At 58.9% G+C, this 20,939-nt stretch carries 20 protein-coding genes and 5 tRNA genes; 20 read left to right on the top strand and 5 right to left on the bottom strand.

Annotation, left to right across the window (positions count from 1 at the left end; translation table 11 throughout):
* Positions 1-176 precede the first annotated feature (176 nt).
* Positions 177-1,223 carry a GntR family transcriptional regulator gene (locus NMA52_RS08680; protein ID WP_254827269.1) on the bottom strand — a complete coding sequence of 349 codons (1,047 nt, stop codon included), beginning with the start codon at positions 1,221-1,223 and terminating at the stop codon, positions 177-179.
* A 254-nt stretch (positions 1,224-1,477) separates the two neighbouring features.
* On the opposite strand from NMA52_RS08680, the gene NMA52_RS08675 reads away from it, so the two are divergent.
* The 4 genes from NMA52_RS08675 to NMA52_RS08660 are packed head-to-tail and all read left to right on the top strand — an operon-like array spanning position 1,478 to position 7,705.
* Positions 1,478-3,580 carry a bifunctional aldolase/short-chain dehydrogenase gene (locus tag NMA52_RS08675; RefSeq protein ID WP_254827268.1) on the top strand — a complete coding sequence of 701 codons (2,103 nt, stop codon included), beginning with the start codon at positions 1,478-1,480 and terminating at the stop codon, positions 3,578-3,580.
* 11 nt (positions 3,581-3,591) lie between these two features.
* On the top strand, positions 3,592-4,872 hold the full coding sequence (locus tag NMA52_RS08670) for a TIM barrel protein (RefSeq protein WP_254827267.1): 1,281 nt from the start codon (positions 3,592-3,594) through the stop codon (positions 4,870-4,872).
* Between the two features lies 1 nt (position 4,873).
* Positions 4,874-6,262 carry an FGGY-family carbohydrate kinase gene (locus NMA52_RS08665; RefSeq protein ID WP_254827266.1) on the top strand — a complete coding sequence of 463 codons (1,389 nt, stop codon included), beginning with the start codon at positions 4,874-4,876 and terminating at the stop codon, positions 6,260-6,262.
* Positions 6,263-6,280: 18 nt separating this feature from the next.
* A complete protein-coding gene (locus NMA52_RS08660) occupies positions 6,281-7,705 on the top strand; it encodes a cytosine permease (protein WP_254827265.1) in 1,425 nt (474 codons plus the stop codon).
* Between the two features lie 28 nt (positions 7,706-7,733).
* On the opposite strand, the gene NMA52_RS08655 is transcribed toward NMA52_RS08660, so the two are convergent.
* Complete coding sequence (locus NMA52_RS08655) at positions 7,734-8,570, bottom strand: phosphatidate cytidylyltransferase (RefSeq protein ID WP_254827264.1); 837 nt, start codon at positions 8,568-8,570, stop codon at positions 7,734-7,736.
* Positions 8,571-8,723: 153 nt separating this feature from the next.
* Here NMA52_RS08655 and NMA52_RS08650 point away from each other — a divergent pair, with 153 nt between their 5' ends.
* Together NMA52_RS08650 and NMA52_RS08645 are read left to right on the top strand one after the other, a co-directional pair.
* Entirely contained in the window at positions 8,724-9,062 is a 339-nt protein-coding gene (locus NMA52_RS08650; protein WP_254827263.1) for a MerR family transcriptional regulator, read from the top strand.
* Positions 9,063-10,004, top strand: a complete 942-nt coding sequence (locus NMA52_RS08645) for a lysophospholipid acyltransferase family protein (protein WP_254827262.1) — start codon at positions 9,063-9,065, stop codon at positions 10,002-10,004.
* On the opposite strand, the gene pckA is transcribed toward NMA52_RS08645, so the two are convergent.
* The 3 genes from pckA to NMA52_RS08630 all read right to left on the bottom strand — a co-directional run bounded on the left by pckA (position 9,985) and on the right by NMA52_RS08630 (position 13,512).
* Positions 9,985-11,550 carry a phosphoenolpyruvate carboxykinase (ATP) gene (gene pckA, locus NMA52_RS08640; protein WP_254827261.1) on the bottom strand — a complete coding sequence of 522 codons (1,566 nt, stop codon included), beginning with the start codon at positions 11,548-11,550 and terminating at the stop codon, positions 9,985-9,987. The two genes, NMA52_RS08645 and pckA, sit on opposite strands and share 20 nt — an antisense overlap.
* Positions 11,551-11,618: 68 nt before the next feature.
* A complete protein-coding gene (locus tag NMA52_RS08635; protein WP_254827260.1) occupies positions 11,619-12,431 on the bottom strand; it encodes an SDR family oxidoreductase in 813 nt (270 codons plus the stop codon).
* Between the two features lie 88 nt (positions 12,432-12,519).
* Positions 12,520-13,512, bottom strand: coding sequence for an acyl transferase (locus tag NMA52_RS08630; RefSeq protein ID WP_254827259.1), 993 nt, complete (start codon positions 13,510-13,512; stop codon positions 12,520-12,522).
* A 20-nt stretch (positions 13,513-13,532) separates the two neighbouring features.
* Between NMA52_RS08630 and NMA52_RS08625 the strand changes: the two genes are divergently transcribed.
* From NMA52_RS08625 to rplL, 14 genes are all read left to right on the top strand, one after another.
* On the top strand, positions 13,533-14,033 hold the full coding sequence (locus NMA52_RS08625; RefSeq protein ID WP_254827258.1) for a hypothetical protein: 501 nt from the start codon (positions 13,533-13,535) through the stop codon (positions 14,031-14,033).
* 53 nt (positions 14,034-14,086) lie between these two features.
* The gene (locus NMA52_RS08620) at positions 14,087-14,974 is read left to right on the top strand and encodes a tyrosine-type recombinase/integrase (RefSeq protein WP_254827257.1); all 888 of its coding nucleotides are present in this window, start codon (positions 14,087-14,089) and stop codon (positions 14,972-14,974) included.
* Positions 14,975-15,078: 104 nt separating this feature from the next.
* Positions 15,079-15,154, top strand: a tRNA-Thr gene (locus NMA52_RS08615).
* Between the two features lie 38 nt (positions 15,155-15,192).
* Positions 15,193-15,274 (top strand) — tRNA-Tyr (locus NMA52_RS08610).
* A gap of 380 nt (positions 15,275-15,654) precedes the next feature.
* Positions 15,655-15,730, top strand: a tRNA-Gly gene (locus tag NMA52_RS08605).
* A 44-nt stretch (positions 15,731-15,774) separates the two neighbouring features.
* Positions 15,775-15,846 (top strand) — tRNA-Thr (locus NMA52_RS08600).
* Between the two features lie 111 nt (positions 15,847-15,957).
* Complete coding sequence (gene tuf / locus NMA52_RS08595; RefSeq protein WP_254827256.1) at positions 15,958-17,154, top strand: elongation factor Tu; 1,197 nt, start codon at positions 15,958-15,960, stop codon at positions 17,152-17,154.
* 479 nt (positions 17,155-17,633) lie between these two features.
* Positions 17,634-17,706 (top strand) — tRNA-Trp (locus NMA52_RS08590).
* A 12-nt stretch (positions 17,707-17,718) separates the two neighbouring features.
* The gene (gene secE, locus NMA52_RS08585) at positions 17,719-17,967 is read left to right on the top strand and encodes a preprotein translocase subunit SecE (protein ID WP_254827255.1); all 249 of its coding nucleotides are present in this window, start codon (positions 17,719-17,721) and stop codon (positions 17,965-17,967) included.
* Positions 17,968-17,981: 14 nt separating this feature from the next.
* Entirely contained in the window at positions 17,982-18,527 is a 546-nt protein-coding gene (gene nusG, locus NMA52_RS08580; RefSeq protein WP_104420361.1) for a transcription termination/antitermination protein NusG, read from the top strand.
* 93 nt (positions 18,528-18,620) lie between these two features.
* Complete coding sequence (gene rplK, locus NMA52_RS08575; protein WP_254827254.1) at positions 18,621-19,067, top strand: 50S ribosomal protein L11; 447 nt, start codon at positions 18,621-18,623, stop codon at positions 19,065-19,067.
* Between the two features lie 65 nt (positions 19,068-19,132).
* On the top strand, positions 19,133-19,825 hold the full coding sequence (rplA, locus tag NMA52_RS08570) for a 50S ribosomal protein L1 (RefSeq protein WP_254827253.1): 693 nt from the start codon (positions 19,133-19,135) through the stop codon (positions 19,823-19,825).
* Between the two features lie 21 nt (positions 19,826-19,846).
* On the top strand, positions 19,847-20,377 hold the full coding sequence (rplJ, locus tag NMA52_RS08565) for a 50S ribosomal protein L10 (RefSeq protein ID WP_254827252.1): 531 nt from the start codon (positions 19,847-19,849) through the stop codon (positions 20,375-20,377).
* A gap of 93 nt (positions 20,378-20,470) precedes the next feature.
* Complete coding sequence (gene rplL / locus NMA52_RS08560) at positions 20,471-20,851, top strand: 50S ribosomal protein L7/L12 (protein ID WP_254827251.1); 381 nt, start codon at positions 20,471-20,473, stop codon at positions 20,849-20,851.
* The last annotated feature ends 88 nt before the right edge of the window (positions 20,852-20,939 follow it).

Here is a 20,939-nt window from a genome sequence, read left to right as displayed (position 1 = left end):
TCGGTGACTTCGGTGTTTTTACGGTATCCTGTTTTTGGCTCCCGCGCCCCGCCGCCCGTGCACGCTCATGAAGCTTGGCCGGTCGTTCGGAAGCGACGTGGCATACGACAATTACCGATACCTGCCGACAGACACACCTTTACGAATGGTCAAGGCTGAATTTCGGTGGATAAGTGCTACAGGCTCTCCCGCTCGATCAGCCGGAAGGGGTTCTTTACGCTGGCCGTTCGTTTGTCCAGGATAAGTTCCGCGGCGGTGCGGCCCATCTGGTCGAAGTCCGTGGAGATGACCGTAATGCCGAGGAGGTCCTTGAGGGGGGTGTCGTTGTAGGAAATGATCCCGATGTCCTCGCCGAGCACCATGCCCTTGTCGCGCACCTGCTTGACCAGGCTCACCAGATCCGACTCCTCGATGGTGATGAACAGGTCGCCGTCGTGCATCACCGTATCGTCGTAGATCTCGTCGATGACCTCGAACGGCAGGCTGTTTTCCACGCAGAACTGGCGGAATCCGTGCAGGATGCGCCTGGGGTAGGGGTAGACCGACTGCGCCGGATAGGCCATGATGATCCGGCGGTAGTTCTTTATTTTCTCCAGCCCCTGCGTGAGGGCGGTGTAGATGTCCCCCTTGAAATCCTGGTACACTTCGGCGTAGTTACCCGGCAGCTTCTGCAAGTCATTGTCCATGATGATGAGCTTGCTCTCCGGTATTTTCCTCAGTACCCGCAGCACTTCGTCGGTGGAGCTGATGTGCTGCAGCGCGGTGGTCTTGAAGTGGGGCATGATCACGTAGTAATCGTACGCCAGCAAGTTCTTGGTGAGCAGATTCAGGAACAGCGATTCGTCGCAGTGGTAGACGTGCAGGTCGGTGTGTGAATTACCCCCCAGGCGGGCCACAAACGAGTTGTAGATCCGCATCTTGTAGCTACTCAGCTTATTGACGAGGAAGAGTACGTTGACCTTCGAGATCAGTTTGGTGCGCGTGATGTAGAACCCCTTCCCCTTGACCGAGGTGATGACCTTGCGGTCTTTCAGGATGTTGTAGGCTTTCTCCACCGTATCCCGCGAAAGCAGGAAGTGCTCGCTGAGCGCGTTGATGGAAGGAATCTTATCGTCGATCTTCAGTTTGCCGCTCGCTATATTCTCGATGATGCCGTCAACGATCTGTTGGTACTTAGGGATCCGTGAATCGTCCCGAATTTGTATGTGGTCCGTAACTTTCATGAGGTATGGTGAAGCCGGTTTGGGCGGGCGCGCGGGTGCGGAGCTAAGCAGGCAAAGCCCCCGTCATTGGTAGTCTCCGGTAGGTCTCGCTCCTTGTTTGGATGTGGGTAAGGTAACCGTAGTTTGACCATTTTCTATCCTGCCGGAGCGGGGCGTGTTCGAAATTAAGGCCACGTTGCGGGACTGGACAGTACAGGATAGGGAGCCTGGCCGGCCGCGCTACTTTAGCAACCGTTACAAACACCTTCCGGAACATGAATTCTACCGCCACCAAGTTCAAATACGTAGACTATCTATGGGAGGAAGAGGAAGCCAGGCGGCTCGGAGACGATCAGGTGTCCCTATTTCTCTACCGGTCCAATATTTTGGGAGCCGACCTACGCATCACGAACTACGGCGGCGGCAATACCAGCTGTAAGACCACCGAGCGCGACCCCCTGACTAACGAAGAAGTGGAGGTCATGTGGATCAAGGGGTCCGGCGGTGACATCGGTACCCTCACCCGCTCCGGCATTGCCGGTATCTATACCGAACGACTCCGCAACCTGAAGAAGGTGTATGGCGGACTGCAGGACGAAGATCGCATGGTCGGCCTGTTCAACCACGCTATATACGATCTCGACAGCAAGGCCCCCTCGATTGATACGCCTCTCCACGGCCTGCTGCCCTTCAAACACATCGATCACCTGCACCCCGATGCGGTGATCGCGGTAGCCGCCGCCCGGGACAGCGAAGCGGTGACCAGGGAAATCTGGGGCGATACCATGGGTTGGGTACCCTGGCAGCGACCCGGCTTCGACCTCGGCCTGCAACTGGAGCGTTGCCTCGCCGAGAACCCCGGCATCCGGGGTATTATTCTCGGTAGCCACGGACTCTTCACCTGGGGCGATACCTCCTACGAGTGCTACACGAACAGCCTCGAGGTGATCGAAATGGCCTCCGCGTACATTGAGGAGAAAGTCAAGCGGCAGGGAAAAGTGTTCGGCGGCGAAAAAGTCAGACCGCTTGCCGCCACGGACCGCCGCACGAAGGCCGCCCAACTGATGCCGCTGCTGCGCGGACTGGCCTCCTCGGAGAACCGGATGATCGGCCACTTCAACGACAGCGATACCGTGCTGCAGTTTATTAACAGCTACGACCTGGGTCGCCTGGCCCCGCTGGGCACTTCCTGTCCCGACCATTTTCTGCGGACCAAGATCCAACCCCTCGTGCTCGAACTCCAGACGCAGGAGGACCTGAGCGATCCGCAGGCGGTGCTCGATAAACTGCGGCCGGCCTTCATCGAGTACCGTACGGGCTACCGGCAGTACTACGAGGTGCATAAACGAAATAACAGTCCGGCCGTCCGCGATCCTAATCCGGTGATCATCATCTACCCCGGGGTAGGCATGTTCAGCTTCGCCAAGAACAAACAGACCGCCCGCGTAGCCAGCGAGTTCTACGTTAATGCCATCAACGTGATGCGCGGGGCCGAAGCGATTTCGGCGTACACCTCCCTGCCCCGGCAGGAAGCCTTCGACATTGAGTACTGGCTGCTCGAGGAGGCCAAGTTGCAACGCATGCCGAAGGAGCAACCCCTGTCGCGTAAAGTTGCCCTGGTAACGGGCGGCGGCGGCGGCATCGGCAAGGCCATCGCGGATAAGCTGGTGGAGGAAGGGGCCGTGGTGGTGCTTGCCGACATCGCCGAGGAACGCCTCCGGGGGGCATACGCTACTTACGGACCGGATACCGCGGCCTACGCGGTGTGCGACGTCACCGATGCGGCTTCCGTAGCCGCCGCCTTCGATACGGCCGCGCTGGAATTTGGAGGCGTAGACATCGTAGTGCACAGTGCCGGTCTGGCCATCTCCAAACCGCTGGAAGAAACCACGGATGAGGACTGGGACATTCTGCAGAATGTACTGGTCAAGGGACAGTTCACCCTCGCTCAGGAGGCGGTTCGCCTTATGCGGGCGCAGGGACTGGGCGGCGACCTTATTCCCATCGCCAGTAAAAATGGTCTGGTTTCCGGTCCCAACAACGTTGCCTACGGCACCGCCAAGGCCGCCCAGCAGCACATGGCCCGCCTCCTGGCCGCCGAGTTGGGCAAGGACGGTATCCGGGTCAACACGGTCAATCCCGACGGCGTCATCATCGGATCCAAAATCTGGGAAGGCGCCTGGGCGCAAGGCAGGGCCGAAGCCTACGGCATCACCGTCGAAGAATTGCCGGCCCACTACGCTAAGCGCAATCTCCTCAACCAAATCATTCGGCCCGAGGATATTGCCAACGGCGTGTTCGCCCTCACCATTCTCGATAAATCCACCGGCAACATCCTCAACGTCGACGGCGGAATGGCCAACGCCTTCGTGAGATAAACAGCAGCACCATGCACATTCAAAAGGATGCACTGCAATCCGTCAACACTGCCGGCCTCGATCGCCACGAAGCGGAATTCGCCTTTCTGGCGGACCGGCTGACCGCCGACGGAGTCGACGTGGAGGCGCTCGTGGGTGATCTGGCGGACTTTCAGGTGGCAATACCGAGTTGGGCCCTCGGTGCCGGAGGAACACGCTTCGGTCGTTTCTCCTTCCACGGAGAACCCGGCAGCCTGGAACAAAAGATCGACGACGTCGGCGTCCTCCACGCCCTCACCCGGGCGGCCGGCGCGGTCTCCCTCCACATTCCCTGGGATACCCCGACGGATTATGCCGCGGTAAAGGAACGTGCCGCCGGTCATGGTCTTTCCTTTGATGCCATCAACTCCAATACCTTCCAGGACCAGGCGGGTGCCGCCCGTAGCTACAAGCACGGCTCCCTCAGCGCTACGGATGAAGCCGTCCGCCGACAGGCCATAGACCATAACCTGGAAGTGATCGAGATCGGCGGTAGACTCGGTTCAAAAAGCCTGACGGTCTGGCTCGCCGACGGCACCACCTTTCCCGGCCAGCGCAACTTTCAACGCAGCCTCACCCAGACGGAAGACAGCCTGCGGCAGATCTACGCGGGTATGCCCGCCGACTGGAAGTTGTACATCGAGTACAAGCCCTACGAACCGAATTTCTACAGCACCGTGATCCAGGACTGGGGAACCTCCTTCATGCTCGCCAACGCCTGCGGCGAACGGGCCTACACCCTGGTCGACCTGGGTCATCACCTGCCCAACAGCAACATCGAGCAGATCGTCTCCACCCTGATGCTGAAGGGTAAACTCGGCGGCTTTCACTTCAACGACAGCAAGTACGGCGACGACGACCTCACCGTCGGAAGCATCAAACCCTACGCCCTTTTCCTCATTTTTACGGAGTTGGTATTCGGGATGCGCAACAACCCGCAAAATCCCGACCCGGCCTGGATGATCGACGCCAGCCACAACGTCAAGGATCCGCTGGAAGATCTCGTGCAGTCCCTCGAAGCGATCCGGGAAGCCTACGCCAAGGCCCTGCTGGTCGATCAGGAATCGCTGGCGGCGGCACAGGCCGACCACGACGTAGTGACGTGCCAGGAACTGTTGCAGGATGCCTACCGCACCGACGTAAGACCACTGCTCCAGTGTGCCCGCCTCAACCGCGGTGGTGCCCTGCATCCCCTCAGGGCCTACCGGCAGCTCGGGGTACGTGAGACACTGATCCGGGAACGGGGTAAAAACACCGTGGCGACCGGGCTCTAGTATGGAAAAGCAAGGGGTGACGGCGGTCTTCGACATCGGACGTACGAATAAGAAGTTCTTCCTCTTCGACGAAGATTACCGCGAAGTGCACCGCGAGTACGTTAGCCTTGCGGAAATCAAGGACGAAGACGGCTACCCGACGGAGAATATTCAGGCATTACAGGAATGGCTCCGGGAGGTGTTCCACCGCATCCTGGACGAGCGGATATTTGACGTACGGGCCGTCAACTTTTCGTCCTACGGAGCTAGTTTCGTCCATCTCGGCGCCGACGGAGAGATCGTCACCCCCCTCTACAATTACACCAAGCCGCTCGACCCCGCCCTGATCGAGGAATTCTACGCGAAGTACGGACCGGAAGAGAAGTTTACCCTCCACACCGGCTCGCCGAATTCCGGTATGCTCAATTCCGGGATGCAACTCTACTGGCTGAAGCACCGTAAACCGGCCATCTTCGAGCGCATCAAATATTCGCTGCATCTGCCGCAGTTTTTGAGCTACGTGTTCACTGGTATTCCCCTGAGTGAGTATACCAGCATCGGTTGCCACACGGGGCTATGGGATTACCAAAAACGGGATTACCACGACTGGGTGTACGCCGAGGATATTGACCGCATTTTGCCGCCGATCGTTTCCTCCGAGACGAGCATCCAACTGAATTACCACGGACGGCGGATAGCATTCGGCGTAGGGATTCACGACAGTTCGGCGGCCCTGTTGCCCTACCTCCGGAGCGAGCAATCCCCCTTCGTCCTGGTCTCTACCGGCACCTGGAGTGTATCCCTCAACCCCTTCGTATCGGGTGCACTGACCCGCCGCGACCTGGGAAGCGACTGCCTTAATTACATGCGGATCGACGGGAAGCCCGTCCGGGCCGCCCGCCTGTTTCTGGGGCAGGCGTATAAGGAACACGTCGCCAAACTGGGCGATCACTTCGGTGTATCCAACGACCGGCACCGCTCCGTTCGCTTCGATCACGGGATTTACGGCGAAATCATGCGCGACTACCGTCCGTGGTTCCATTTCGAGCAGCTCGGGAGGAGTGAGAATCCTGCCGTCACGACCATTCCGACCGATTCCTACGACTACGCTTACCATCACTTGCTGATTGAACTAGTGGAATTGCAGGCGGAAAATATCCGGGCCGTTACCGGAGAATCGGACGTGACCACGCTCTTCATCGACGGCGGATTCAGCGACAACGAGGTATTTCTCCAGCTGATTTCCGACCGGTTCCGGAACCTGGACTTGCGCACTACCGACGCCAGTCTGGGATCCGCCCTCGGAGCGGCCATTTGCATTACCGACAAGGACCTCAACGCCAATTTTCTCGAGAAAAATTACGGCCTCAAAAAGCACCAGCCCTTCACTAGAAAGGGGGCTGACGCCTGATATCAACTCACCACGACCATGCTACAACAGGAAACCCAGGAACACATCATCGAGGAAATTGCCGGGGGAGAGTACGAGCGCGAACCCGTGCCCGCCGCCAAATGGAAGGGGTGGGGGAGCTTCCTGGGAATGTACGCCGGTGAGCACGCCGCGGGAACGGAGTTCGTGATCGGTCCGCTCTTCCTTACGGCGGGGGTGAGCGCCTTCGATCTGATCATCGGACTACTGCTCGGCAACTTCCTGGCGGTGCTGAGTTGGCGGTTCCTGACGGCCGAGATAGCGGTGAAATACCGCCTCACCCTTTACTACCAACTCGAAAAGATCTGTGGGAAGAGCCTGGTGAAGTTCTACAACGTCGCCAACGGAGTACTCTTCTGCTTCCTGGCGGGTGCGATGATCACGGTATCCGCTACCGCCGTGGGCATTCCCTTGGACATGGAAATGCCCCAACTGACCGATACTCTGCCGACGAGCGGCACCTACATCGTCATCGTGCTGCTGGTCGGTGCGGTCATCTCGCTCGTTGCCGCGCGGGGTTACGACACCGTCGCCAGGGCCGCGAACCTCATGTCGCCGATCATCGTGCTCGCCTTTCTGGCCTGCGGCATCGTTGCGCTGAGTCAACTGGGAGTGGGCAGCCTGCGGGAATTCTGGAACATCTGGGGCGAAGGCTCCGAACCCTTCCCCGGCCAGATCAAGTATACTTTCTGGCACGTGGTGATCTGGTCCTGGTTTGCCAACGCGGCCATGCACATCGGAATGTCGGACCTCTCCGTGTTCCGCTTTGCCAAAAAGGCAAGCGCGGGCTGGACGACGGCCGCCGGGATGTACGTCGGGCACTACATGGCCTGGATCGCCGCCGCGCTCCTTTACGCCGTATACCTGCGTACCCCCGAGGCCCAGACCTTTCTGGATCAGGGCTTAGCGCCTACGGTCGCTCCGGGTCCGCTGGCCTTTAACGCGATCGGGGTGTTCGGCATCATCGCCGTAGTGCTTGCCGGCTGGACGACCGCTAATCCTACCATCTACCGGGCGGGCCTGGCTTTTCAGGCCGTACTGCCCCGCTTTTCCACCTTCTGGGTTACCATTCTGGCCGGCTCCCTGGCAACCATCGCCGGTCTCTTCCCGGCCATCGCCATGAAGTTGCTGGACTTTGTAGCACTCTACGGCTTCATTCTGGCACCCTTCGGGGCCATCATCGTATTTCAGCATTTTTTTGCGGCGCGCGCGGGAGTAAGAGTAAACTACGCGGAGCAAGCCGGGCTTGGCTTCAACCCGGCGGTCTTCTGGGCGTGGGCGATCAGTTTCGGATTGTTTTACCTGATTTCGCGGCAGTTCGGCATCTTCCTGTCCTTCGTTACGCTTCCGGCATGGTTGCTGTGCGGGGTGCTCTTCCTTTTCCTGAGCCGCAAGTGGCAGGGGTCGGTGCGCGATGTTCGTTAGCGGGCCCGCCGCCTGATGAACCGTCCGGCTAGCGCAGGTACAGGATATAGGCCGCCGCGAAGGGGATGACGAAGATGAAAGCGTCGAACCGGTCCAGCAAGCCGCCGTGCCCCGGCAGTAGGTTGCCGCTGTCCTTCACGCCGACGCTGCGTTTGAGCATGCTTTCGATCAGGTCGCCGATGCCCCCGAACACGCCCACGATGGCGGCAAGTACCAGCCACTGGATGAGGCCGATCTCGTCAAAAACCAGGTGCAGTACGTACCCGAACAGCATGCACGTGAGGGCCCCTCCAATAGATCCTTCCCAGGTCTTATTGGGGGAGATGCGCGGAAACAGGGGGGTCTTGCCGAACTTGCTGCCGACGACGTATGCGCCGGTATCGTTCACCCAGGTCAGCAGCAGTAGCCCGAAGACGATGCGGTAGTAAAAGGTGTTGCCGTCAAAAGCGATAAAGTCCACCAGGGCGAAGGGAATGCCGATGTAAAACATGCCCAGTATGATGTAAGCGATGTTCACGAAGGGCTCGCGGCTGTTGCTGTACAGCTCGTAGATAAAGATCGTGAAGATGAAGGGCGCGAACAGCAGGCTGGATACCTGGATGAAGCTTTCCGAATCGCTTACGTAACCCAGCGACAGAATGCTCACCAGGAAGAAAGGGAGCAGACCGACCGCCACGCCGAAGGCCTTACGGAAACGATCGCGTCGGGTGTGCCGGTCCAGGGTCATGCCGAAGAATTCGTACAGACACCCGCCGGTGATCACTAAGAAGAGCAGGTTGAAGGTATAGGGGCCGGTGTACATCCCCGCGATCATGATGATCACAAAAATTACGGCCGTGGTAAGTCTGCGCCAAAGTCCCTGCATCTGATCGTTTAATCAATGAATACCCCCCGCAATCCGGGGAAGGGCGTAAGATAGCCCGGCGAATCGATCCGTGGGTTAGGCCCGCGTCATTTCCCCTTCCGGAAATAATCGTAATTTTCGCCCCTTACCACACCACTCTCACACCCGCGTACCATGGCCACCCCTAAATCAGATGACGACCTTAAACGCTATTACTCGATCGGCGAAGTCGCCAAGAAACTCGGCGTAAACACCTCCCTGATCCGCTTTTGGGAAAACGAATTTTCCCACATCAAACCCAATAAGAACAGTCGCGGCGATCGTCGCTTCACCCGCGAAAATATCGGCCAGCTACAGGAAGTGTACCACCTCGTGCGGGAGCGGGGGTTCACCCTCGACGGCGCCCGTAAAGAGATCGCCACGGCCGCCCAACCTCGGCCCGGCAAACAGGAAATCATCGACCGCCTCTCGGAGGTCCGCCGCCGCCTGGAATCGGTCGTAGGAGACTTTTAATTGGCGTATCTACTCTACTACTTACTCCTCCTGCCCCTCAGCTACCTGCCCATGGGGTGGTTGTACCGGCTCTCCGATCTGTTGTACCGGATCGGCTACCGCTGGATAGGCTACCGGCGGGCGGTCGTATTCGATAACCTGCGGGGGAGCTTTCCCGACTGGACGGAGGAGAGGATCGCGGAACAAGCCGAATCTTTTTATCGCTATTTCTTCGACACGATCGTGGAGTCGATCAAAAATTACAGCCTCTCGGAGGCGGAAGCGATCCGTCACCTACGGGTGGTCAACGCCGAGCTGGTCGCACCCCTGGCTGCCGACGGCCGCAGCTGCATTCTCTACGGCGCCCACTACAGCAACTGGGAGATCGGGGGACTGAGTTTCCCGCGGCAATTCGCGCCGGCAAACGTGATGGCCATTTATTCTCCGCTGAAGAACGAAACGATGGATCGCCTGACCCGCCACAACCGGGAACGGACCGGGGTGACCATGGTGTCGCGCCGCAAAGTGTACGAATACTTCGCCCGGGACCCGCTGCGACCCGCCGTAGACATCTTCGTGGCGGATCAGTCTCCCAGCAACGCCGTCTGGCAGAAGCTGCACTGGACGACCTTTCTGGGGCGCCCCACGGCGTTCCTCGCGGGGCCGGAACGATTCGCGGTACGCTACGACCGACCGGTGTATTACATCAACCTCCGACGCAACGCCCGCGGCTACTACACCAGCAAGATATATCCGGTCACGCTCACCCCACGCGACGAAGCACCCGGTTACATCACCGAGTGCTTCGTACGTCATCTGGAGCATGAGATCCTCCGCGATCCGACACCGTGGCTATGGACCCACCGGCGCTGGAAGCGGGAGGTGCCGCCGGAAGTGGAGCACTTACTGAAGACGCGCCCCTACCTCCCGGCGGAGTACGATCCTATTCCGGACCGGCATTGACGATGGCGTCGTTGGCGGCCTCGGCGTAGGGGGCGAAGTTCTTGTGGAACAGTTCCGCCAGTTTGTTGGCGGCCTCGTCGTACCGGGCTTCGTTGCGCCAGGTGTCCCGGGGGTTCAGCATGGCGTTGGGAACGTCGGGGCAACTGGTGGGACGCTCCAGTCCGAAGATCGGATCGGTCACGTAGGATACCGTGTCGAGTTCGCCGGTCAGGGCGGCCTTGATCATGGCCCGGGTGAAGGACAGTTCGATGCGCGATCCCTCGCCGTAACCACCGCCGGTCCAGCCGGTATTGACGAGCCACACGTTGATCTTCTCGCCTTCCGCCTCGGCTTCCCGGAGCTTCTTACCCAGCATGTCCGCGTAGTGGGTGGGGTGCAGGGGGATGAAGGGCGAACCGAAGCAGGCGGAGAAGGTGGCCTGAGGTTCGGTGATGCCCGTTTCGGTACCGGCGATCTTAGCGGTGTATCCACTGATGAAGTGATACATCGCCTGTTCGGGGGTGAGCCGACTGATCGGAGGCAGCACGCCGAAGGCATCGCAGGTCAGGAAGAAAATGTTCCGCGGCAGGTCGCCCCGGCTGTTGTACATGATGTTGTCGATGTGGTAGATCGGATAGCTCACGCGGGTGTTCTGCGTTATGCTCTCATCCTCGTAGTCCGGGGTATGGCCGTCACTCTTCACCACTACGTTTTCCAAAAGGGCGCCGAACTTGATGGCGCGGTAGATCTGGGGTTCCTTCGACTCGCTCAGGTCGATCACCTTGGCGTAGCAACCGCCTTCGAGGTTAAAGACGTTGGCCTGGCTCCAACCGTGCTCGTCGTCGCCGATGAGGCGGCGGTCCGGGTCGTTGCTGAGCGTGGTCTTTCCCGTTCCCGACAGACCGAAGAACAGGGCCGTATCTCCCTTGGTGCCTACGTTGGCCGAGCAGTGCATGCTGAGGACGTCGCGGCGGGTGGGCAGTACGTAGTTCAGGACGGAGAAGATGCCCTTCTTGATCTCACCGGTGTAGGCCGTGCCCCCGATGAGGATCATCTTCTTGGTGAAGTTGATGATGCTGAAGTTCTCCTGCCGGGTGCCGTGCACGGCGGGGTCGGCCTTCACGCCGGGGAAGGCGTAAATGGTCCACTCGTCGGTCATCAGGTTAGTGATGCGCTCGTCGTCGGGGCGCAGGAACATGTTGTAGGCGAACATATTCTGCCACGGGTACTCCGTGAATACCCGAATGTTGATGCGGTACTTGCGGCTGGCGCAGGCGTAAGCGTCGCGTACGTACACTTCTTCCAGCTGGCCGGCATATTCCAGCGTCTTGTCGAGGAGCTGGTCGAAGTGCTCCGGCGCGATGGGGATGTTGATCTTGCCCCAGTCGACGGTGTCGCGGGTGACGTCGTCCTCGACGACGAAGCGGTCCTTGGGCGACCGGCCGGTAAAGGCACCGGTGTTGATCATGAGCGCGCCGGTATCGCTCAGGTGGCCCTGCCCCTTCGTGATGGTGTCTTCGACGAGGGCGGCTACCTTCAGGTTTTCCCGGAGGTTGTGGTGTTGCATGAGGTTTAAGCTTTAGTTAGGCCCCGCAAGGTACGCAGTGCCCGACCACCCCACCAACCGCTGTTGAATCATACGCCGGAAAAGGCACTGAATCCGCCGTCTACCGGGACCACGATCCCCGTTACGAAGCGACTGGCGTCGGCGCAGAGCCACACCAGGGTGGACATGAGCTCCTCCGCCTCCCCGAACCGGTTCATCGGGGTATTCCGGATGATGGTGTTTCCCCGGTCGGTCAGGGTACCGTCTTCGTTGAGCAGCAGGCGGCGGTTCTGCTCGCCGATGAAGAAGCCGGGGGCGATGGCGTTCACCCTCACCCGACCCTCGTACTTTTTCGCCAACTCCACGGCCAGCCACTTGGTGAAGTTGTCAATGGCGGCCTTGGCGGCGCTGTAGCCCACCACCCGGGTAATGGCTCGGTCGGCGGCCATGCTGGAGATGTTAACGATGCTGCCCCCGTTCTCGGTCAGCAGCTGCCCGAAGATGAGGGAGGGGATGACCGTACCGTCGAGGTTAAGCTTGCTTACGCCCGCGAAGTCTTCCATTTTAAGGTCGAAGAAGGTTTGGTCGGGGCCGATTGTCGCCCCGGGGCGGTTCCCCCCCGCGGCGTTGACCAGGATATCCAGCTTTCCCCACTTTTGCCGGAGTTCTTCGCGGGCGCTTTCCAGGCTGGCGGCGTCGGTGACGTCACCCCGGAGCAGGATCACGGCTCCCGCGTCCCCGCCCAACTTGGCGGCGGCGGCGGTAAGATTTTCGGGATTGCGACTGAGCAGGGCCACCCGGGCCCCGGCATTGATCAGTCCCTGGGCCATGGCGGTACCGAGCGCGCCGGTCCCTCCGGTAAGCAGTGCGTTCTTGCCGGAAAGGTCGAATAAATTAGACATGTGGGGGGTAAGCTTGTCGGGTGTTATATAAAAGGATAGCGAAACGTCACCGTAGGTGGTGCGGTACGGGTAAAGATAGGCGGCGGCACTACAAGTCGGTAACCAGCAAATTGCAGCCCCGCACGTCGGAATGGTCCATGCGGCCCAGCACCTCGAAGGTGCCGTCGGCGTACACCCGCCCCAGATCGTCGCTGGCAATGAAACTTACCGTGTCGAGATTGGCCAGGTCCAGCAGATTCAGGGCGGCGGAACGCCCGGCGGGCACCGCGGACAAGGGGTCCGTAATGTCGCGCCCGCTGACCCGTAGCGTGGCGGCCGGAATAAACCGGCCCCGGCGGGGCGCGTAAGCCTGGGAGAGCAATTCCGTCATGCCGTATTCGCTGTGGATGTCCGTGACCCCGAAGGCCCGCGCCAGCGTAGCGTGCAGTTCCGCGCGGGTGAGTTCGCGGCGGCGCCCCTTCATGCCCCCCGTTTCCATCACGATGGTCCGACCCAACGGTTGGGGGAAGCGCTCGGCGAGGTCCAATAGGGCGAAGCTGACGCCCAGGAGCAGGGTAGGGGTGCCCGCGTCGGTGAGGTCACGGAGGCGGCGGGCGAGTTCCGGCAGGTCGTCCAGGAAAAAGCCGGAAGCCGGGTGGCCGCTGCGCTCGATGAAGTCGTTGGCCATGAAGACGAGGCTCGAACCACCGCGCTCCAGATACGCCGGCAGCAGGGCCAGTACCGCCCGGCCGGCGAGGGCACCGTACTGGCGTTCGAAGGTGTCGCGCGCTCCCCGACGGTACCAGGATTCACTGCGCAGGGCATGGCGACTGGTGGTCTGGCCCGTGGTGCCGCTACTGGTGAAGGTGCGGCTGGGGGTCCACGTGTCCGTCTGCAGCAGGTATCGCTTGAAGAGGGCGATGGGAAGGTGGGGAATATCGGTCAGGCAGCCTACGCGCCGCGGGTCCTTACGCAACAATTCGAGGTATTGGGCGTAGATTGGGTTACGCGCCGCCTGGTAACGGAATACGTCCAGGGCCAGGGACCCGAAGGAGTCGGGGGTCACCGCCCCGATGCGTTCGGCGAGTTGGTCGCGCGACATAAGTAGCTAGATTATCTGCCATGCAATACACCCGCTTCGCTCTATGGTTGCTCGCCGCCGGCTTCGTGCTGGCCAGTTGCGTCAATCCGCCCGACTACCCGGACGAGCCGGTGATCGCCTACAAAGGGGTGAGCAAGAATACCATCTACCAGTTCACCAACGGGCCGCGGGACAGCATTACGATCCAGTTCTCGTTTACGGACGGCGACGGCGACCTCTCCACCCAGGACAGTGCCGACATCTTTTATACCGATAGCCGCTTCCCGAATCTGCCGCCGACCCCACTGGCCTTCCCCGTCATTCCCGTCGAGGGTACGGGCAACGGCATCAGCGGCGACGTATTCTTTACACTCATTAACACGGCCCAGGTGTGCTGCGTCTTCAACGACCGTTTCTGCGTGGCCGACGAGCGCTACCCCGTGGACACGCTGTCTTACTTCATCTACGTGCAGGACCGGGCGGGCAACCGCAGCAATACCATCCAGACGGAAAAGATCCAGGTGCTCTGCCTGGGACAGTAGGGGCGGGGCCGCGGGTGCCGTATTTTCCCGATCAATAGCAAGCTTATCCGGTAATGGAGTTTTACGAATTTCTCGCCCACCTGACCCACCAGCGGCGCCTGAGTGCCCATACGGTGACGGCCTACCGGGGTGATCTACGGCAGTTCGGCGAGTACTGCGAACGGGTGTACGACATCCGGCGTGCGGGGGAGGTGAGTCGGGAGATCGTCAAAAGCTGGCTGGCCGAACTGGTGGGGGAGCAACTCGCGGCGAGTAGCATCCGCAGAAAGCTTTCGGCGCTCAAGGCCTTTTACCTGTACCGCGTGACCCGCGGACTGCAGTCCACCAACCCTACGCAGCGTATCCCGACGCCCAAGCTGGGACGCCGGTTGCCGGTGACCATTCCGCGGGAGGACCTGAAACGACTGTTCGCGGCTTTTCCGGATCCGGAAGACAATGAGGATGTAAGTCTGCTGCAGGATCACGTCATGCTCGCCCTGCTGTACCAGACCGGACTGCGCCGCTCCGAACTGATCGGGCTCCGGGACGGCGACATCGACCTCGGGCGCCGGCAGCTCCGGATACGGGGTAAGGGCGATAAGGAACGGATCGTGCCCTTCGGCACCGGGATGGCCTTGCTGTTGGATCGGATGTTGCTCCTGCGCGGCGGCGCCGCCCCCTTGTTCCAGACCGAACGGGGCGGTGCCCTCTATCCGAAGTACGTCTACAATCGCGTGGTGCGCTACCTGAGTGGAGTCACGGCCGAAGAGAAAAAGAGTCCGCACGTGCTGCGGCATTCCTTCGCTACCCACCTGACGGAGGGCGGAGCGGACCTGAACGCGGTCAAGGAACTACTCGGCCACGCCAGCCTGGCGGCCACCCAGGTGTACACCCACAACAACCTGGAACGGCTGCGCGAAGTGTACCGCCAGGCCCACCCCGAAGGAGATGGTAAAAAATAGGTCGATAGTTCTTTGTCAATTGTACGAAAGAACATACCTTTGCAATCGCTTTGGGAAAACGTCCTGGAGCTGACTTGAAATAGGGTTTAGATTCAAGAATTCAGGCCGGTGTAGCTCAGTTGGTAGAGCAGCTGATTTGTAATCAGCTGGTCGGCGGTTCGAGTCCGTCCATCGGCTCCAACGACCGGAAGATACGTTCTTGAGTTAACGACGAATACGGGGGTGCGCCACAGTTGGAGAGGTGGGCTGGACTGTAAATCCAGTGTTTCGGCTGAGTAGGTTCGAATCCTACCACCCCCACACCAGTTCATGTAGTTGAGCATTTGACTTGTTGAATTATTTGCGGAAGTAGCTCAGTTGGTAGCGCGCTTACGTCCGGGGCCCCAACCCCGGTCGACGCACCAAGCTGAGGGTCGCGGGTTCGAACCTTCTCACGACCGACGGGAGTCATCTCGTCTTCCGCTCCCCCTCCGGAAATGTCCGGCGGGTCATTGACAACGAAGAATTATTTGCGGAAGTAGCTCAGTTGGTAGCGCGCTTACGTCCGGGGCCCCAACCCCGGTCGACGCACCAAGCTGAGGGTCGTGGGTTCGAACCTTCTCACGACCGACGGGAGTCATCTCGTCTTCCGCTCCCCCTCCGGAAATGTCCGGCGGGTCATTGACAACGAAGAATTATTTGCGGAAGTAGCTCAGTTGGTAGAGCATCAGCCTTCCAAGCTGAGGGTCGCGGGTTCGAATCTCGTCTTCCGCTCCAGAGTCCCACAACGGTGGGGCCTTACAGATAATCGCAACCATTTTGCCGACGTAGCTCAGGGGTAGAGCACTTCCATGGTAAGGAAGGGGTCGTGAGTTCAAATCTCACCGTTGGCTCAAGGGTAATACTTCTTTAGCCCTCGCGGGTTGGAGAAAGGGGCGGCCGGGGTTGCGGTCGGCACCCTCAATTAGCACCATTTTTTTAATTCCAAAATAGGTTATCCTCAGATGGCTAAGGAAAAATTTGCAAGAACGAAACCCCACGTTAACGTGGGTACCATTGGTCACGTAGACCACGGTAAGACCACCCTGACCGCAGCTATCACCACCGTACTGGCGGAGACTGGCGGCGCTAAGAAAATGGATTACGACACCATCGACTCGGCTCCCGAGGAGAAGGAGCGTGGTATCACCATTAACACCGCCCACGTTGAGTACGAGACGGCTAACCGTCACTACGCTCACGTTGACTGTCCCGGTCACGCTGACTACGTTAAGAACATGGTAACGGGTGCCGCCCAGATGGACGGTGCTATCCTCGTGGTCGCCGCCACTGACGGCCCCATGCCCCAGACCCGTGAGCACATCCTCCTGGCCCGCCAGGTAGGTGTACCCAACATCGTGGTCTTCATGAACAAAGCCGACCTCGTCGATGACGAAGAGATGCTCGAACTCGTGGAGATGGAAGTACGCGAACTGCTCAGCCAGTACGAGTACGACGGCGACAACGCCAGCATCATCATCGGTTCCGCCCTGAAGGCCCTCGAAGGAGACGCCGACGGACGTCAGCAGATCCTTGATCTGATGAGCGCCGTTGACTCGGAAATCCCCGAGCCCGAGCGCCTGGTCGACCAGCCCTTCCTGATGCCCGTAGAGGACGTCTTCTCGATCACCGGTCGTGGTACCGTTGCCACCGGTCGTATCGAGCGTGGTGTCATCAACGTAGGTGACCCCGTCGAGATCCTCGGTATGCAGGCCTCCGACGCTAAGCCCCTGACCTCCACCATCACCGGTGTAGAGATGTTCCGCAAGCTGCTTGATCGCGGTGAAGCTGGTGACAACGCCGGTCTGCTGCTGCGCGGTATCGACAAGGAAGCCATCAAGCGCGGAATGGTAATCTGTAAGCCCGGTAGCGTCAAGCCCCACAGCCACTTCAAGTGTGAGGTTTACGTACTGTCGAAGGAAGAAGGTGGCCGTCACAAGCCCTTCTTTAACGGCTACCGTCCCCAGTTCTACTTCCGTACCACGGACGTAACCGGTGACATCACCCTTCCCGAGAACGTGGAAATGGTAATGCCCGGCGACAACGTTACCCTGGAAGTTAAGCTGCTCAATACCATCGCCATGGAGAAAGGCCTCCGCTTCGCTATCCGCGAAGGTGGTCGTACCGTAGGCGCCGGTCAGGTAACTGAAATTCTCGCCTAAACGACTCTACCGAGTCCTTTTAGCGATTGCATGGAAAGTTAAGCGTCTGAATGCAGGCGCTTAACTTTTCCATTTACCGTTTACCAATTGCTGTCGTCCTTTGCGGGTCACCACAAATCGACCATGGTACATCGCTAAATGGTAAATTGTAATTTCAAATGGGTGTAGCTCCATGTGCTACGCAGCTACTTCGAGGTGATCGAGCACTGGTCTCCAACCTCCGAAGGAAGCAGCGCAGCTAAACCAGGGGCTACAAAACAAACCCACTGATTTTTACACACGGGTGTAGCTCAATTGGCAGAGCACTGGTCTCCAACCTCCGAAGGAAGCAGCGCAGCTAAACCAGGGGCTACAAAATAAACCCACTGATTTTTTACACACGGGTGTAGCTCAATTGGCAGAGCACTGGTCTCCAACCTCCGAAGGAAGCAGCGCAGCTAAACCAGGGGCTACAAAACAAACCCACTGATTTTTTACACACGGGTGTAGCTCAATTGGCAGAGCACTGGTCTCCAAAACCAGGGGCTGGGAGTTCGAGTCTCTCCACCCGTGCACAATGGAGGAATGCGGGAACTCCGGTTTTCGTTCCTTCAATCCTTCATTCTTCAATCCGACTTCATGGACAAGCTGGGACTTTACTTGCGGGAAAGCTACAACGAGCTCGTACACAACGTGACCTGGCCTCCGTATTCCACCCTGCAGACCAATACCATCCTGGTGCTCACCGGTTCGGCGATCTTCGCCCTGCTGATCCTGCTGATGGATTTCGTCTGGAAGAACGTGGTGGACTTCATTTACAGCACGGGAGGTTAAGCATATACATCGGCATGGCAGACAATAAATGGTACTCGCTGCGGGTAATCAGTGGCAAGGAGAAAAAGATCAAGGAACGGATCGAAAAAGAGATCGAGCGTAACGACTGGGGCAGCCACGTTACTAAGATCGTCGTGCCCACCGAAAAAGTATACAAGATCCGCAGTGGTAAGAAGGTCATTTCCGATCGGAATATCCTGCCGGGTTACATCCTGGTGGAAGCCGATCCTTACGCACTGAACGCGGAAGTGGTCGACGCCATCACCAGCCTACCGAACGTTATTCATTTCCTCGGCAAGAGCGAACCGGTCCCCATGCGCGAGTCCGAAGCCAACCGCCTCCTGGGTAAGGTGGACGAAAGCCTCGAAGCCGGCGATACGATGATCGAACCCTTCATCGAAGGCGAAACCGTCAAGATTATCGACGGTCCCTTCAATGAATTCGTCGGGGATATTCAGGAAGTGAACGAAGAAAAGAAAAAACTGAAAGTGATCGTCAAGATCTTCGGTCGCGGCACGGAAGTCGAACTGAACTTCATGCAGGTCGAAAAGCAGTCTTAATACCTTAACAACATTCCACACGTCGGAGAGGCGGGTGTGGTACCCCCAGCGGGATGCACGCCAACTTCGTCAGTACGACACAAATAAGTCAACATGGCTAAGGAAGTAGAAACCTTTATCAAACTACAGGTCCGCGGCGGCGCGGCCAACCCGGCCCCCCCGGTCGGTCCGGCACTCGGTGCCAAGGGCGTCAACATTATGGAGTTCTGTAAGCGCTTCAATGCGGCTACTCAGGACAGCCAGGGTAAGGTCCTCCCCGTCGTCATCACCGTTTACAAGGACAAGTCGTTCGACTTCGTCATTAAGACGCCCCCGGCCGCCGTGCAGCTGCTCGAAGCAGCCAAGCTGAAGAGCGGATCCAAGGAGCCCAACCGGAACAAAGTCGCCAAAGTAACCTGGGACCAGGTCCGCGCGATTGCCGAGAGCAAGATGCCCGACCTGAACGCCTTTACCGTGGAAAGCGGCATGAAAATGGTCGCCGGCACCGCCCGCTCCATGGGCATCGTGGTCGACGGTACGCCCCCCTGGGAGGCGAATTAAACTCAATTATTCATACGTAGGGAGCGTACCACCGGTACGCGCTATAAACCTCAAATTATTCAATCATGGCTAAACTTAGTAAGGCGCGCAAAGCCGCCGCTGAGAAAGTCGATGCAACCAAGCACTACAGCCTCGAAGAGGCCGTGACCCTCGTCAAGGAGGTCAATGTTGCGAAGTTCAATGCATCGGTAGACGTACACGTACGTCTGGGGATCGATCCCCGCAAGGCTGATCAGGCCCTCCGGGGAACGGTCACCCTTCCCCACGGAACCGGTAAGACGAAGCGCGTACTGGCTTTCGTGACCCCCGATAAGGAACAGGAAGCCCTCGACGCGGGTGCTGACTTCGCCGGTCTGGACGAGCTGGTCCAGCGGGTAAACGACGGCTGGACGGACTTCGACGTGGTCGTGGCCATGCCACAGACTATGGCTAAAGTAGGTCGTCTGGGTCGTGTACTCGGTCCCCGCGGCCTGATGCCTAACCCCAAGACGGGAACCGTAACGATGGACGTGGCCAAGGCCATCACCGACGTGAAGGGTGGTAAGATCGCTTTCCGGGTAGACAAGTTCGGAATCGTGCACAGCAGCATCGGCCGGGTAGAATTTACCCCCGAACAACTGAAGGACAACGCCAACGAGCTTCTCGGTACCCTGGTACGCATGAAGCCCAGCAGCGCTAAGGGCAACTACATGAAGTCGGTGACCGTAGCCTCTACCATGAGCCCGGGCATCAAGATCGATCCGAAGACCATCGCCTAACCGTCCTAAACAATATCAACCATGAATAAGACAGATAAAGCGGCGGCCATTGAATCCCTGAAGGAGCGTTTCGAAAATAACGACTACTTCTACATCGCCGACGCCTCCACCCTTACCGTTGAGCAGGTGAACCGCCTGCGCGGTATCTGCTACCAGCGTGGCGTGTCCATGCAGGTCGTCAAGAACACCCTGGCCCGCAAGGCCCTCGAGCAACTGCCCGAAGAGAACAACTACGCTCCCCTGTTCGACGCCCTCAAGGGCCCGACGGCGATCATGTTCTCCGAAGTAGGAAACGCTCCCGCGAAGGTGATCAAGGAATTCCGTGAGGACAAGGGCGAACGTCCTATCCTCAAGGCGGCTTACATCGCCAGCTCGGTTTACAGCGGCGATGACCAGCTCGACCTGCTCGCCAAACTCAAGAGTCGCGACGAAGTACTGGCTGACATCCTTACCCTGCTCCAGAGCCCCATGCAGAACCTGCTCGGCGGCCTGAAGGGCCAGGGCAGCAAGCTTGCCGGCGCGCTCAAAACCCTCGAAGAACGCGAGGGCTAAATTTATTAACTGGCTTCCAAGCTGATTACGCATGGGTACTGCCGCCACTCACGGTGGCGAGACTCGCAAATCACTATTAAATACATTTTTATTATGGCAGACGTAAAAGCAATTGCCGACCAGCTCGTAGAACTTACCATTAAGGACGTTACCGAGCTCCTGCAGATCCTGAAAGACGAACACGGCATCGAGCCCGCCGCCGCCGCCGTAGCGGTAGCCGGTGGAGGAGGTGGTGAAGCCGGTGGCGAAGCCGCCGCTGAGCAAACCGAATTCGACGTGATCCTGGAATCTGCCGGTGGCAGCAAGCTGAAGGTCGTGAAGGAAGTGAAGACCCTGCTCGGTCTCGGTCTTAAGGACGCAAAGGAAATGGTCGATGGCGCTCCCGCCACGCTCAAGTCCGGTGTTGACAAGGCCGAAGGTGAAAGCATCAAGGCCGCTCTCGAGGAGGCCGGTGCTACGGTCGTACTGAAGTAATTCAGTCGCTCCCTTCGAAAGGATATAAGCGCGGGGGCGTTGCCAAACCGGTAGCGTCCCCCGCTTCTTCCTCGTTTTGATAGGCTTA

The sequence above is a fragment of the Lewinella sp. JB7 genome, from assembly GCF_024297185.1.
GTDB lineage: Bacteria > Bacteroidota > Bacteroidia > Chitinophagales > Saprospiraceae > Neolewinella.
The sequence above is the reverse complement of the archived record's forward strand: the minus strand, read 5'-3'. Positions and strand labels throughout refer to the sequence as shown.